Consider the following 11901-nt stretch of genomic DNA (forward strand, 5'->3'; position numbering starts at 1 on the left):
TAGGAGTAATTAACCGAGCTGAAAGGGAATAGCCCTATCTGTTCCTTGTTGCACCCTCACTAGATAGGGCAACGTATAGGGGCGTTTTTATGGCACTTCTAAATCTACAATCATCACAGCTAAAAACAATTATATTTATCTAATAATTGGATTGAAGAAATGAAAAAAATTTATAAATTAAAGAAATGGCTAACGCTGGAAGAAACAGCTGAAAGATTAAGCATTGAACTAAATGAAAAAGTAACAAAAGCTGATGTATTACAATTAGGGGTTGATGAAGAATTAAAAATATCTATTTGTATTCCGATAGATTTAACAGCAAAGAAATGCGAATTTGTTAAAAGAGAAGAATGCACTTATTTCAATATTGGAGCTGATTTTATTTTTCAAATGGGAGGGCTTGTTAATAAAATTAAGGAGAAGCTTAATTTAGACAATATGCTGGATGACATTTTAAAAGAACGCTTGGATAAAATAGGCTTTTTGAATGAAGAGCCTTTGAGAGATGGTAGATTTATGAGAATAAGCTCTAACGAAACTAGATTACTATCTGGAGTTTACGAATTAGAACTTATAGGAAATGAATTATTAGACATTCAATGGGAATTAAGCGAAGAAAAAAAACTCCCAAAAGCCGACGTTATTAAATTATGTGGCTTTTATGTTAAAGATAAGAACGGTGATACATTTGAAATACAATCTAAAATAGATATAGATGAGCATATTAAATTACAGAAAGAGATAAAAAGCGATTTAAAACAAGCTACCGCACAATCTGATTTATCTTATATTAAAAAAACTAATGTCGTAGAAAAGATAAACAGCCTTCAATTTCATAAAAAAGTTTTAACTTATCCTTGTCCTAGTATAAGTGAAATTGAGGGGGCTTTTTTCGTTGTTCAAACAGAACACTTAAACGAATTTCTATCCAGTTTAGATGATGACAATCAAAACAATTTAACGCTAGATAATTCTCTTTATTTACTAGGCGAAGTATTAAATGCGGTTAAGTCTAAAGCTAAAAAATGGACGCAAGGCGATCTAATTAATGAAATTCTGCTACATCGGCAAAACCAAAATAAAACCGCTCACAGCTTAGAGCAAAGGAAAATCGAAGAGTATTTTTCCAAAGCTAACAAAAAAACTAAAATCTGATTAACTGATTAATTCACTACACGCCCAAAACGAAAGGGCGTTTTTTTATTTCATAAATTCCTTTCAAATCAATCTGTTATTTTCGCAGCCGAAAAAATGTTTTCGCGTGCGATGATTATTTTCAAGCGTTCTAACAAAATTCAATTCACAAGTTAAACACTCAACTTAAAGGAGAACGCAACAATGGAAACATTAAACGAAACCACCAACACCCCACAAGCAAAACAATTATTAAACATTGAAGAAGTAAAAGCTATTACAGGCTTTTCCACCACCACAATTTACAAGCTAATGCATAAAGGCGAGTTCCCACAGGCGAAAAAATGCGGACGCTCTACCCATTGGCGCTTGGCTGATATTGAGGACTATGTAGCAAATTAAGGGGGAATATATGGCGCATGGAGTTCTTAAAGACAATTCAAAGGTAACCCAACGCAGAACTATTTTGAAAGTGTTGAGGGAGCATAGCGCAAGTACTTTTGATTTTAGACAAATGGGCATTGTATCGCCTGCACCTCGTATCAAGGAGTTACGGGAGCAAGGCTATCAAATCGAAACCACAAGAATTAGAAGTTTAGACCATACAGGGCAACCGCACGGGGGCGTTGCGCTTTATCGCTTGATTAATGAGCCTGATTAAAGGGGGAAATGATGACAACCACACCAAACACACCGCTTTTAAATGCAGTTTTTCCTAAAGTATTTCATAAAGAAACGGTAGCAATGACGGATAGTTTGAAAGTCGCACATTATTTCAATAAACAGCATAAGAACATTTTAGCGATTATTAAAAATCTAGGGTGTTCTGATGAATTTAACCGGCTCAATTTTAAGCCCGTTAAATATATCGATGAAAAAGGCGAAAAACGTCCGATGTATCTAATGACTTATGACGGTTTCACACTTCTAGTTATGGGCTTTACTGGCAAGAAAGCGATGCAATTTAAAGAGCAGTACATCAAAGAGTTTAACCAGATGAAACACTGGATAAATAACCGTGCGAATGTAAAAGCCGACCAAATCCGCATGAATGACGCTATTCAATATCGATTAGAGCAAACAGGCAAAGACGACCCGCACGCCTTTAGCCGTGAGAATAATCTCGTTTATGTGGTGGCACTAGGTAAAAGCCGTAAGAAATGGCTAGCGGATAACGGCTATCCAGTAGATGCGGATATAAGACAGTTTTTATCTGCAGATGAATTAAATCTTGTGGATATGTTGTTATCTGAAAATGCGGTCATGCTCAAGCTAGGTATGAACTACATTCAACGCAAAGCACAGTTACAAAATAGTGCATTGCACTACTTCAGAAAACTACAGACTGCAGCATAGGGGAAGGCAATGACAACCGAAACTAAAAACCCTGATGCAGTATTTTTAACTATTGAAGAAATGGCTGCTCAATACCCTTTACTGACTGTTTTATTTGATGTGGCGAGCGACACACTAAAACAGACACCTATGACGGCGGAGCAAAAAGCACAATTCAAGCAAGAAATGGGCGACTTTTTCAAAGTGATGAAAAGTGCGGTTATTCACAAAGCAGACCTAGACAGCATGACGGAGGAAGAACAGCAAGCCGAATGGGACAAGCTACAAGCCTTTATCTATCTAGGGAGCTTTTTAAAACTATTTGTAAGAAAAGTTGCAGCTGCACCGATTTTAGAAAACCAAGAGGACTAAACCAATGAAAACCGAATTAAAAGAGATATTACCAATCATCACACAGCACCACAAAGGCGAAGATAGACAGCTAGTCGATGCTCGTACATTGTGGCAGTTCTTAGGCAGTAAACAAGAGTTTGCTAACTGGATAAAAAACAATATTAAAGCCTATGAGTTCAAGAAGGATAAAGATTATTTTTGCTTGATAAATTTATCAAACGAAAAACGCAAAGGACGAGGAGGACACAACCAGAAAGATTATCTAATCACTCTCTCAATGGCTAAAGAGCTTGCAATGGTGGAGAAGAACAAGCAAGGCAAACTGGCTAGACAGTATTTTATCCGATGTGAAGAAACGCTACAGGCGATTGCACCCGATTTATTAAACGAGATTAGGCAGCATTGGCACAAAGAGCGAGAGGCAGTCAAAACGCCTTTTGTTCGCCTTTGCCAAGCATTAGAACGATAACGTAGCCGACAAGGAAAAAGCACCGAGAAACACCACTACACCAACGAAGCAAATATGCTTTTATCGTTGGTGGTGGAAATGAATATTACACACTGGAAGAAAGCCCACAAAGTACAAGGCGATGCGAGAAATGCACTTAATGCAGAGCAATTAGAACGCCTTGAGTATTTAGAAACCGCAGACCGCTTTTTATTGGATATGAATATTACTAGTTTTTATCAACGTAAGAACCAATTAGGCGAGATGTTGAAAGGGTTGCAATGAAATTTAAACCGCATTGTTTAACCGTTGTTTAACCGATAAATAGGGAGCTAATTAAAATGCTAGAGCTAATGCAAGAACAAAGCCTATCAAATTTCTTTTATGGCTTGTTATGGCTTGTTATGACTGGGGGGCATGTTTTTTAGGTTGTAACTAAAACATGGCTAGAACGATGCAAAAACCAAAACGCAAACTAAAGGCTTTTTATGTGGTAACAGGCAAAACCATAGACGGCAATAATGAAGATATTGCGGAGTTTACGCACAAAGGGCAGATATTCAAAGGCTTACGCAAGATAGGCTTAGATTTTGATAAATATCAATCTATCACAATCCATAAAAGCCCTATTACCGTTTATGAGTATGTAAAAGAGCCGAACAGCAATCACTACAAGCCTAAATTAATCAAATAACAATCAAATAACAGGATTATTTCAATGATTTTAAAAAAATGTGATTTAGATCACTTTACAAAGTGCGGGCAATTTTCTACTATTTCCCCGCATCTGAAAAAAACAGATGTCAGCCGTGACAAGCTGATAAAAGAAAAGGCGAATAATCGCACGCCTCAAGCGTGTTTTTTTATTCGTAATTTACGCACACCTAAAATAAATCTAGCAATAGATCTATTCTCAATGGTAGAGCGTAAAGGGCAACGTCTAGGCGTTGGCTGCTTTCCTTTTCTAGCAGTTTGTCACCCCTTTATGCTTTACCGCCCGACCGTGACAAGTCTAGCGGAAAGCCTTTTAAAGTTAGAAAAGGACACCGCAAAAATGCTTTATAAATTCATTTTATTAGGCAAAAACCGCCTACACCTCACTATTTTAGCCAACAGCGAGCAACAAGCACGCAACCGTCTAAATCTAACCCGTGCTATCTGTTACGCACGCATTAACCCAAATCATCACCGCACTTTAGGGGGGCGCTTATGTCTAGTCGTAACCTATACAAAGAAATTCCAATGCTAAGAAGCACGCTAAACAGCATGATTGATGATTTAGCAATGGCTCAAAATAATCTCTACAAAGACCATGCAGAACGTGCAGAAAATGCAAAAGAGCGGATTTATCGCAGACTTTCTAATTTGCTTGCAGAAAGACAACGAAGGTTAAACCAGTGCACTAAGTCAGAAAGTAAAGCAAAAAGCAAATATCCCACGCATAGAGAGGATTTAGACAATGAGTAATACAAATTATAATCAAGTAAGCCAAGAAAATACATTTAAGCCCGATTTAGAGGGTATTAAGGCGACAATAAGCACCGCTTATAACTTGCTTGATAGTCTAGCGGATAAAAAGCCGATTATTGTCGTAAATGAGCAAGGGCATGAACTAGAGATGACACAAGACGATATATTAGATGTTGTTATGGTGCAGTTGCTTAATGCTTGTGATGATATTGACGAAATACAGACCGCACTTTTTAACCTTGTGAATGGTGTTGTTGGTGGAGGTTATGAAGATGACACGGTCCACTAAGATTAAAGCAAAAGTTTCAAAGCGTTTTCAATTAACCACAGCGATTAAGCATTATTTGAATGGTGGTGGAATATATCGCTTTATGAGCTTATACGATGATAACGAGCCTTTCCCAATAGAAGAGGTTATCGCATTGCAAAAAGAGCGCATTGGCGAATTTAAAGCAGAATTAAGCCGATGCTACACCGATTTTTTACAGGGAGAGATTACAAAGAATGAACGGTTATTAAAGCGATTGGAGCTGAAGGCGAAACGATAGAACAACACTAAGGGACGGCACCATTACGGCACCTTAACGGTAAGGTTACGGTAAGGTTACGGCACCAAGATTACACCCAGTTTAGTGGAAATAACCCAATAAAAAAGCCCTCAACCAAACGGCAAGGGCGAAAGTAATTTAACTTAACTCATAGGAAAGAATATTTCATGAAGTTCTAAAAAGAACGTCATGATTATAACCTAAATGAGTTTGAAAAGGTACAGAAACATGACAAAAATCAAATTTTCAGTATTGCCAAAAAATCAAAGTGCGGTTAGTATTGGCGGCACTATCACTATAAACGGTTACCGCACCCGTAAGACTTGCGGAATTTTTTTACCTCAAATTCCTATCATCAATGGCTTGAGCCTACTAAGCTCAATCTGTTTATCTGAATTTGTGGCAAGGTCTATACGTCGAGATAAGGCGGAGTTTATCCGCACGAATAAGGCGAGCCGATTTATAGCGGTAGTTGAAGCCTTGCTACACCCTTTAGGGCAAAGCAATTCACATTTACTAATTACTATAAAGAGAACAATCCCAATGCTATTCAAATTTATCCTACTCTTAGGCGAAAACCGTCTAAAACTGGCTATCTGTGCTAATTCAGAACAACAGGCACGCAATCTATTAAATCTTCAATCTAACGCTTTATTTGTCGCACGTATCAATGATAAAGGGGGCTTATATGCTTAATCAAATTAATAAGCTCAATGATTTTCACTCTTTTAGAACAAATTTAATGCTCGAAAGGCTAGAGGAAACAGCGGCACAAATTACACTTTTACAGCGCTATGTTGAAAATGATGAAAATAAAACAGTCAATCATGGCTTGAGCCTTTTACAAGATAGTTTAAATCATTTATTACAAGCGATTAGATTAAATCCTGACTTTGAGAAAAGGGGGAAAGATGCATAACTCATATTTAGAAAGTGATTATCCTATCCCGTCCGAATTATCCGCAGAATTAACAAATCCAGAACTTGAGGAAACTGTTAAAAATGCAATTACCGAAGGTCAAAGGCTAGCAATAGAAATGACAGAAACTAAAGATAATCGACGCATTAATGAAATGATGGGAATAAGTTCCGAATATAAAAAAGAGTGCAGAGAGGAAAATATACATAAAGCACAACAAGGGGGAAATGATGAACGGCAATAATAAAACCTACTGGAAATTATTAACGGCTTTTGTTTTTAAAGAGTTCACAATCCCCGTGATTTATCGTATCGCACACACGGAACAACAGGCACGCAAATTTCAAGAAACCTTTTTACTTGAAAAAGGCGAATTATTACGAATTGAGCCGATGCTAGAAAGTGAAGTTTTATTGATGTGTGAACTTGCCAATGTTGAAAATATAACAAGGGCTTTTCTACTCAATTCAGTGAAGAAAAAAAGAGGCTCAAAGCGTGATTAAAAACTTTTCTATTGCTTTCCCGATGTTTAGCAATTTCCAACAGAAAACTATCCATGATTTAGATGTAGCTAGATTTATTTTACAGGGGGACAAATGAGAACGACTATTAACGCCTTGAGCGATTTAAACCAATGGAAAGGACGGTTTAAGCCGTCCACCAACAAAAAAGAGCATACCTCAAAAACACAATATAAAGCGCATGGCGAAGATTTAGCAAATAAACGGCCTAACAAAGGCAAAAGCTAAAAGTGCTAATACAGCTCAATCTACGCCCTTTAGATTTACATTATCGCAGACTAACCGATTATTTGAGTTAACTAAGCAAGCGATTGAACGTTGCAAGCTGAATTTCCCTGATGACTATCATCATAAACGCAAACAGGCGCAAGAGTGCGCAGAGATAGCAAAAAGGCTAGCTACTGCACGCTATTTAATTAAACGCTTGAATAGCTATACAGCCGAGCAATCAAAAGAGCATGTAGCAATGATGAAAGAAAGCCTAGAGGTGTTGAGCTATTTAGGCGATAAGTTCACAGAAATAGCTGATTACGTGGTGCTGGTGGACGAAAACGGCAACAAACTAGAACACTTTGACAATAAAAACGACTTGGAGGGCTAGCAATGAGCAAATTAATTAATGCGCCTTTGTTGTCAAAAGTAGACAATTCAGAAGGCACAGCGCTTGATGAGTTTTTTATTTTAGCGGGTGCGGAAAGTTGGACAAGCTACCGCAACAACAAAAGAGAAGACGGCAAGGGGAGCGCATGGCTTTTCTTATGCGATGCTTTCAATATGAGCTACAAAGAACAGCCCGTAATACTTGCCAATAAACAGCTAGACAATATTCAAGCCTATCAATTGGCACCCAGTAACCGCAAATATATTAGTATTGTGATATGTGGTGCATTAACTGAGGAGCAAAAGACGGCTATTTGCTTAAATCTGGCCATCAACACACAAGCGGAGATTGTTAAATTTAGAGATATTGCGGGCGAGGTGGTGGAAGATGCGAGCGCTTATATTCAAAGGTTACGCAGTGATGAAAGTGCGGTAGAAAATGCGCAAAATATCGCAGCATTGGCGCAAGGGGACGATGTAGCCGAGCAGATAGACAAAACTAAGCCTTATATTGAAAAACGCAATGTAAACGGCATGGAGGGGCTATTTCAAGTTATCCCCACATACAACAAAAACACAGGCGAATTTCACGAGGTTGAGAAATGGCTATGTGATGAAGTGGAGGTTGTAGGCATAGGGCGAAGTGATGAGCGCAATTATATTGTCTTGCAATGGAAACCAGAGCAAGCAGAGAGCAAGATAACCTATGCGCTAGCCCTTGAGGATTTAGGCGAGAAAGAAGGCTGGAAACAGCTTAAAAGCAATGGCTTGAAGGTAACCAATAAAACCGCCTTGCGCAATGAATTAGCCGATTATTTGCAATGCGGAGGGAGCCGCACCTTATGGACGGTTGCCAATGCGACAGGTTGGCAAAATGGCGCTTATATCTTGCCAAGTGGCGAAGTAATAGGACAACCAGAAAATCCCGTTATCTTCAACAGTAAATCATCGACTAAAACAGGCTATACCACAAAAGGCAGTGCGGAAAGTTGGCGAGAGCATATAGCAAACCCAATCAATAAAAATGCATCAATGATGTTAGCCCTTGGCGTTGGCTTTAGTGCGCCTTTGATTAGCTTGTTAAATGCGGATAGCTTCGGGGTGCATTTATTTGAGGACAGCAGCAGAGGGAAAACCACAACACTAAAACTAGTAAATAGCATTTACGGACACCCAAAAGAAACCATGCTCACATGGAACACGACAGACTATGCAATGACAAATGAAGCAGTGGCACACAATAACGGCTTTATTGGCATTGATGAGATTAGTCAAGGCGAAGTAAAACACGCTGAGAAAATCGCTTATACGCTTTTTAATGGCGTGGGCAGAAACAGGGGCGACAAGGACGAAGGCAATCGAGAATTAAAGCGTTGGAGTGTTACCGCACTTTCTACTGGCGAAGAAGACTTAGAAACGATGCTCGCCAAGAAAGGCATAAAAATAAACCCTGGACAGCTTGTTAGGCTTTTGAATATCCCGTTTATTCATACAAAGCATTTTCATCAGTTTGAGAACGCAAGGGCGCACGCTGATTATTTGAATATGGCAGTGCTTGAGCATTATGGCATTGTGGGGCGTGAATGGATTAAATGGCTTAGTGATACCAATAATCAAGCAAAATGCACCGCACTTTATGCGGAAATAAGCAAGAAATGGCTAGCACGTCCGCCAACAGATGCAGATCCACAAGTGTTTAGAGTGGTGACAAGGTTCGCAACTATTGAAACAGCCTTGCATTTATCACGTTTTTTAACAGGTTGGCAAAAGGAAGATATAAGCGAAAGTGTTCTTCAGTGCTTTAATGAATGGGTCAATATATACGGCTTTCATTCTAAGAAAGAAACCCAACTGATAGAGCATGTTAACGGTTGGCTACTGGCAAATGCTGAAAGCCGTTTCATTGAGTTCCCAATTAATCCCAATCAAAGCAACATTAGGGATGTTGCTGGCTATCGTATGCTTGAAACCGACAAAAACCCCAAAGAACATTTTTTTGTGTATAAACTGGCTTTTGACGAGGCAATAAAAGGGCACTCAAAGAAACAGGCTTGTGAGATATTAATCGGTAAGGGCATGTTACACAAGAGCGAGAAAAGCTATTTTACCACCCGTTTGCCGTCTAACGTTGACAGCAATCGCACTAGATGCTTTTTACTTTATCCACTAGATGAAAGCAATGAGGAAGAACAGGCGATACAATAAAGTTATTGAGTTTTGTCAGCAGTACGCGCGCGCGAGGAATTATCATATTAAGCCTTGTTATCAAACAGGGCTTTTTTATTTTAGAGCTAAACATTATTAGATAAAAAATAATTTATTAGATTAATTATTAGTTTTATATTGTATTTATTAGATTGTTTGCTTATAATATAAAGCATGAAAGGCAAATGAAGGCTAGTGCAATGAATAATAAAATTATCATTACTTCAAAAGCAGATAAACAGCTTGAAAGAATTGATAGTAGATATAAAAAAGCAATTATTGAAACTATCTCAACGCTAACTAACTTTCCTGATGTAGTGCTAGATATAACTAAATTAAAAGGGTATGTGAGCAAGTACAGGGCTAGAGTTGGAAGGTATAGAATTTTGTTTGAGTGGATAGAGGGAGAGCCGCGAATAATAGAAATTCAAGAAATTAAAAAGCGAGATGAAAGAACTTACAATTAGGGCGATAAAAGCCCTATAAACACAGGAGCAAGACAATGAGTAATTTACAATATATCAGAGATGACAGCGGAAAGCCTTTATATGTGATTTTACCTATAGCAGAGTTTGAAAAACTGGTAGAGGTTGATGAGTACGGCTTTAGAATTGAAGAAGATGATAGCGAGGAGTGGCAAGATGTACCCTATGAAAAAGATGATAATGATGCGGTTACTATCCCTTTTGATGTTGTCAAAATCAAGCACGAGAACAATATAAACCTTTTAGGCGCATGGCGTATCTATAGAGGGCTATCACAGCAAGATGTTGCTGCTAAAGTTGGCATCACTCAAGGGGCTATTTCACAAATGGAACAGCCCGACAATAAACCGCAGAAGAAAACCTTAGAGAAGTTCGCAGCAATCTATGAATGTGAAGTAGAACAGATGTATTAATCACAATCCACCACCAACAAGAAAGGGCTTTATAGCCCTTTTTGTCTAAGATAACTGCGAAATATGGATTAAAACTGCGAAATTATCAAACCCTTATCAGATAAGGCTTAATTGCAATTTTGATATAGCAAAACTGCGAAACAAATCGCCTATTGCGAAAGAGAATATCAAAAGATGATGATGCTTAGAAATTCAAAAAAATTACTGAACCAGTCAAAAATTTAACTTACCCCAGTGGGGGAAGTAAAAGCTCAATTTTGAACCAATCCAATTTTGGATCGGCTGAACCATCTGCGGAATTTTACGCAGACGCACCCTTAAAATTAAGGAGACGATAACAAGCCCAATTTGAGCCCGATAAATATAAAAAAAAGAGCCTTACAGAGCTATTTTTATTTCTTAATAGTAAATAATCGACATAATAAGACAACATATCCACCACCTGAAAATTAGCTTATTTTTAGTCAGTTCAGAGAAAAATAGGACAAAAAGACGAAAAAAATAGTCCAGAAATAGTCCAGAACCACCCCGAAAATAGTCCAGAATGAGACAAAATAGTCCAGAGGTCGCTTGTAAGTCATTGATTTATAAGGAACTGGACTATTTGGACTATCTGGACTACGACTTTTTTCACATATTACAAAATAAAAGTGATGAAAGTTAACAATAGCCATGATTTTCTGTTTATTATTTACTATCAGTTAAAAATAGGAATTTCTGATATTTTCAAAAATAGCATTGATGATTTATCCAAAAAAGAGCGCTTGAAAATCATTTTTTGATTTATGACTTACTCAAAAGCATCACCCTTCATAATGACTAAATAATCCCTTTTTTGTTGGTGGAAGTAGTAATTAATAAAATGATTAAAAAATAGACGTTTTAGGGGGTACCTTTACTTTTTAAGGGTACAAATGGGGGTAACTTTGCAGTGCTTAAAATAACAAACCCTTATGGCATAAGGCTTTAAGTGGTCTAGTTCAAGTCTCTCCTCAGCACCAAAAACAGAAAGATCGCAAATTTGCGGTCTTTTTTTTCTTTCGTTTTCTTTCGCATTTATAAAGTGAACCCTTATCAGATAAGGCTTTATCCGTGCTTTCTCTTTTTGTGTTCTTTCGTGTTTATCCGTTTTTATATGTTTACAGCAACGAATTTTAACTATACGCTTAACTATACGGATAACAAAAAACAACATAATTACAAAAAATCGTATAGCTAAAAACTTGCCAGACCCTGAAAAATAAGGTGTTCCCAAAGATTTTTTTTGCAAGATTAACGTATAGCTAAAAATAATAATGGAGTTTCTAAAATGTCTCGTATATGTGATCATTTCTCCTTCAACGGTTCGCTCAATCGTTCATAAAGTTCTTTCTTTCGCTGTATTAGGTCCTGTTTTAAAGAAATGTCTGCCTTTCATCTTATTTGTACCTTGATCTAGAATAAGCTACAGAAACGCTTTTAGAAAAATT

General features: G+C 37.6%; 22 protein-coding genes. 21 read left to right on the forward strand and 1 reads right to left on the reverse strand.

The window, feature by feature from the left end; translation table 11 throughout:
* Nucleotides 1–159 precede the first annotated feature (159 nt).
* From B0186_RS06460 to B0186_RS06550, 21 genes are all read left to right on the forward strand, one after another.
* Nucleotides 160–1155 carry a hypothetical protein gene (locus tag B0186_RS06460; RefSeq protein ID WP_078218559.1) on the forward strand — a complete coding sequence of 332 codons (996 nt, stop codon included), beginning with the start codon at nucleotides 160–162 and terminating at the stop codon, nucleotides 1153–1155.
* A 183-nt stretch (nucleotides 1156–1338) separates the two neighbouring features.
* On the forward strand, nucleotides 1339–1536 hold the full coding sequence (locus tag B0186_RS06465; protein WP_078218560.1) for a helix-turn-helix transcriptional regulator: 198 nt from the start codon (nucleotides 1339–1341) through the stop codon (nucleotides 1534–1536).
* Between the two features lie 10 nt (nucleotides 1537–1546).
* Nucleotides 1547–1795 (forward strand): helix-turn-helix domain-containing protein, encoded by a 249-nt coding sequence (locus tag B0186_RS06470; protein WP_078218561.1) that lies wholly within the window; start codon nucleotides 1547–1549, stop codon nucleotides 1793–1795.
* Between the two features lie 8 nt (nucleotides 1796–1803).
* Nucleotides 1804–2490, forward strand: a complete 687-nt coding sequence (locus B0186_RS06475; protein ID WP_078218562.1) for a Rha family transcriptional regulator — start codon at nucleotides 1804–1806, stop codon at nucleotides 2488–2490.
* A gap of 9 nt (nucleotides 2491–2499) precedes the next feature.
* The gene (locus tag B0186_RS06480; RefSeq protein ID WP_078218563.1) at nucleotides 2500–2841 is read left to right on the forward strand and encodes a hypothetical protein; all 342 of its coding nucleotides are present in this window, start codon (nucleotides 2500–2502) and stop codon (nucleotides 2839–2841) included.
* Between the two features lie 4 nt (nucleotides 2842–2845).
* Nucleotides 2846–3292 (forward strand): antA/AntB antirepressor family protein, encoded by a 447-nt coding sequence (locus tag B0186_RS06485; RefSeq protein WP_078218564.1) that lies wholly within the window; start codon nucleotides 2846–2848, stop codon nucleotides 3290–3292.
* A gap of 78 nt (nucleotides 3293–3370) precedes the next feature.
* On the forward strand, nucleotides 3371–3556 hold the full coding sequence (locus tag B0186_RS06490; protein WP_078218565.1) for a hypothetical protein: 186 nt from the start codon (nucleotides 3371–3373) through the stop codon (nucleotides 3554–3556).
* 169 nt (nucleotides 3557–3725) lie between these two features.
* Entirely contained in the window at nucleotides 3726–3965 is a 240-nt protein-coding gene (locus tag B0186_RS06495; protein WP_078218566.1) for a hypothetical protein, read from the forward strand.
* Nucleotides 3966–3989: 24 nt separating this feature from the next.
* The gene (locus tag B0186_RS06500) at nucleotides 3990–4520 is read left to right on the forward strand and encodes an ash family protein (protein ID WP_078218567.1); all 531 of its coding nucleotides are present in this window, start codon (nucleotides 3990–3992) and stop codon (nucleotides 4518–4520) included.
* Nucleotides 4481–4738 carry a hypothetical protein gene (locus tag B0186_RS06505; protein WP_143411932.1) on the forward strand — a complete coding sequence of 86 codons (258 nt, stop codon included), beginning with the start codon at nucleotides 4481–4483 and terminating at the stop codon, nucleotides 4736–4738. Before B0186_RS06500 ends, B0186_RS06505 begins: the two co-directional genes overlap by 40 nt.
* On the forward strand, nucleotides 4731–5030 hold the full coding sequence (locus B0186_RS06510; protein ID WP_078218569.1) for a hypothetical protein: 300 nt from the start codon (nucleotides 4731–4733) through the stop codon (nucleotides 5028–5030). Before B0186_RS06505 ends, B0186_RS06510 begins: the two co-directional genes overlap by 8 nt.
* A complete protein-coding gene (locus tag B0186_RS06515) occupies nucleotides 5014–5289 on the forward strand; it encodes a hypothetical protein (protein ID WP_078218570.1) in 276 nt (91 codons plus the stop codon). Before B0186_RS06510 ends, B0186_RS06515 begins: the two co-directional genes overlap by 17 nt.
* Before the next feature lie 228 nt (nucleotides 5290–5517).
* Nucleotides 5518–5985: a hypothetical protein gene (locus B0186_RS06520; RefSeq protein WP_235817195.1), complete on the forward strand. Its 468-nt coding sequence runs from the start codon at nucleotides 5518–5520 to the stop codon at nucleotides 5983–5985.
* Nucleotides 5978–6208: a hypothetical protein gene (locus tag B0186_RS06525; protein WP_078218572.1), complete on the forward strand. Its 231-nt coding sequence runs from the start codon at nucleotides 5978–5980 to the stop codon at nucleotides 6206–6208. The genes B0186_RS06520 and B0186_RS06525 overlap by 8 nt, the downstream gene beginning before the upstream one ends.
* Nucleotides 6201–6452 carry a hypothetical protein gene (locus B0186_RS06530; protein WP_078218573.1) on the forward strand — a complete coding sequence of 84 codons (252 nt, stop codon included), beginning with the start codon at nucleotides 6201–6203 and terminating at the stop codon, nucleotides 6450–6452. Before B0186_RS06525 ends, B0186_RS06530 begins: the two co-directional genes overlap by 8 nt.
* Nucleotides 6439–6711: a hypothetical protein gene (locus tag B0186_RS06535; protein WP_078218574.1), complete on the forward strand. Its 273-nt coding sequence runs from the start codon at nucleotides 6439–6441 to the stop codon at nucleotides 6709–6711. Before B0186_RS06530 ends, B0186_RS06535 begins: the two co-directional genes overlap by 14 nt.
* Before the next feature lie 93 nt (nucleotides 6712–6804).
* The gene (locus tag B0186_RS11665) at nucleotides 6805–6957 is read left to right on the forward strand and encodes a hypothetical protein (protein WP_158077967.1); all 153 of its coding nucleotides are present in this window, start codon (nucleotides 6805–6807) and stop codon (nucleotides 6955–6957) included.
* A gap of 238 nt (nucleotides 6958–7195) precedes the next feature.
* Nucleotides 7196–7330 carry a hypothetical protein gene (locus tag B0186_RS12140; RefSeq protein WP_268875284.1) on the forward strand — a complete coding sequence of 45 codons (135 nt, stop codon included), beginning with the start codon at nucleotides 7196–7198 and terminating at the stop codon, nucleotides 7328–7330.
* Between the two features lie 2 nt (nucleotides 7331–7332).
* Complete coding sequence (locus B0186_RS06540) at nucleotides 7333–9534, forward strand: DUF927 domain-containing protein (protein ID WP_078218575.1); 2202 nt, start codon at nucleotides 7333–7335, stop codon at nucleotides 9532–9534.
* A gap of 200 nt (nucleotides 9535–9734) precedes the next feature.
* The gene (locus B0186_RS06545; RefSeq protein WP_235817196.1) at nucleotides 9735–10001 is read left to right on the forward strand and encodes a type II toxin-antitoxin system RelE family toxin; all 267 of its coding nucleotides are present in this window, start codon (nucleotides 9735–9737) and stop codon (nucleotides 9999–10001) included.
* A 35-nt stretch (nucleotides 10002–10036) separates the two neighbouring features.
* Nucleotides 10037–10432 (forward strand): helix-turn-helix domain-containing protein, encoded by a 396-nt coding sequence (locus B0186_RS06550; protein ID WP_078218577.1) that lies wholly within the window; start codon nucleotides 10037–10039, stop codon nucleotides 10430–10432.
* A gap of 895 nt (nucleotides 10433–11327) precedes the next feature.
* Here the strand turns inward: B0186_RS06550 and B0186_RS06555 are convergent.
* Complete coding sequence (locus B0186_RS06555) at nucleotides 11328–11762, reverse strand: hypothetical protein (RefSeq protein ID WP_078218578.1); 435 nt, start codon at nucleotides 11760–11762, stop codon at nucleotides 11328–11330.
* Nucleotides 11763–11901: the final 139 nt, after the last annotated feature.

Origin of the sequence: Canicola haemoglobinophilus (genome assembly GCF_002015075.1) — a bacterium.
Lineage (GTDB): Bacteria > Pseudomonadota > Gammaproteobacteria > Enterobacterales > Pasteurellaceae > Canicola > Canicola haemoglobinophilus.

Coding starts and splice junctions, on each gene's coding strand:
- B0186_RS06460 (WP_078218559.1), top strand. CDS start 160: ATGAAAAAAATTTATAAATTAAAGAAATGGCTAACGCTGGAAGAAACA.
- B0186_RS06465 (WP_078218560.1), top strand. CDS start 1,339: ATGGAAACATTAAACGAAACCACCAACACCCCACAAGCAAAACAATTA.
- B0186_RS06470 (WP_078218561.1), top strand. CDS start 1,547: ATGGCGCATGGAGTTCTTAAAGACAATTCAAAGGTAACCCAACGCAGA.
- B0186_RS06475 (WP_078218562.1), top strand. CDS start 1,804: ATGATGACAACCACACCAAACACACCGCTTTTAAATGCAGTTTTTCCT.
- B0186_RS06480 (WP_078218563.1), top strand. CDS start 2,500: ATGACAACCGAAACTAAAAACCCTGATGCAGTATTTTTAACTATTGAA.
- B0186_RS06485 (WP_078218564.1), top strand. CDS start 2,846: ATGAAAACCGAATTAAAAGAGATATTACCAATCATCACACAGCACCAC.
- B0186_RS06490 (WP_078218565.1), top strand. CDS start 3,371: ATGAATATTACACACTGGAAGAAAGCCCACAAAGTACAAGGCGATGCG.
- B0186_RS06495 (WP_078218566.1), top strand. CDS start 3,726: ATGCAAAAACCAAAACGCAAACTAAAGGCTTTTTATGTGGTAACAGGC.
- B0186_RS06500 (WP_078218567.1), top strand. CDS start 3,990: ATGATTTTAAAAAAATGTGATTTAGATCACTTTACAAAGTGCGGGCAA.
- B0186_RS06505 (WP_143411932.1), top strand. CDS start 4,481: ATGTCTAGTCGTAACCTATACAAAGAAATTCCAATGCTAAGAAGCACG.
- B0186_RS06510 (WP_078218569.1), top strand. CDS start 4,731: ATGAGTAATACAAATTATAATCAAGTAAGCCAAGAAAATACATTTAAG.
- B0186_RS06515 (WP_078218570.1), top strand. CDS start 5,014: ATGACACGGTCCACTAAGATTAAAGCAAAAGTTTCAAAGCGTTTTCAA.
- B0186_RS06520 (WP_235817195.1), top strand. CDS start 5,518: ATGACAAAAATCAAATTTTCAGTATTGCCAAAAAATCAAAGTGCGGTT.
- B0186_RS06525 (WP_078218572.1), top strand. CDS start 5,978: ATGCTTAATCAAATTAATAAGCTCAATGATTTTCACTCTTTTAGAACA.
- B0186_RS06530 (WP_078218573.1), top strand. CDS start 6,201: ATGCATAACTCATATTTAGAAAGTGATTATCCTATCCCGTCCGAATTA.
- B0186_RS06535 (WP_078218574.1), top strand. CDS start 6,439: ATGAACGGCAATAATAAAACCTACTGGAAATTATTAACGGCTTTTGTT.
- B0186_RS11665 (WP_158077967.1), top strand. CDS start 6,805: ATGAGAACGACTATTAACGCCTTGAGCGATTTAAACCAATGGAAAGGA.
- B0186_RS12140 (WP_268875284.1), top strand. CDS start 7,196: ATGATGAAAGAAAGCCTAGAGGTGTTGAGCTATTTAGGCGATAAGTTC.
- B0186_RS06540 (WP_078218575.1), top strand. CDS start 7,333: ATGAGCAAATTAATTAATGCGCCTTTGTTGTCAAAAGTAGACAATTCA.
- B0186_RS06545 (WP_235817196.1), top strand. CDS start 9,735: ATGAATAATAAAATTATCATTACTTCAAAAGCAGATAAACAGCTTGAA.
- B0186_RS06550 (WP_078218577.1), top strand. CDS start 10,037: ATGAGTAATTTACAATATATCAGAGATGACAGCGGAAAGCCTTTATAT.
- B0186_RS06555 (WP_078218578.1), bottom strand. CDS start 11,762: ATGATCACATATACGAGACATTTTAGAAACTCCATTATTATTTTTAGC.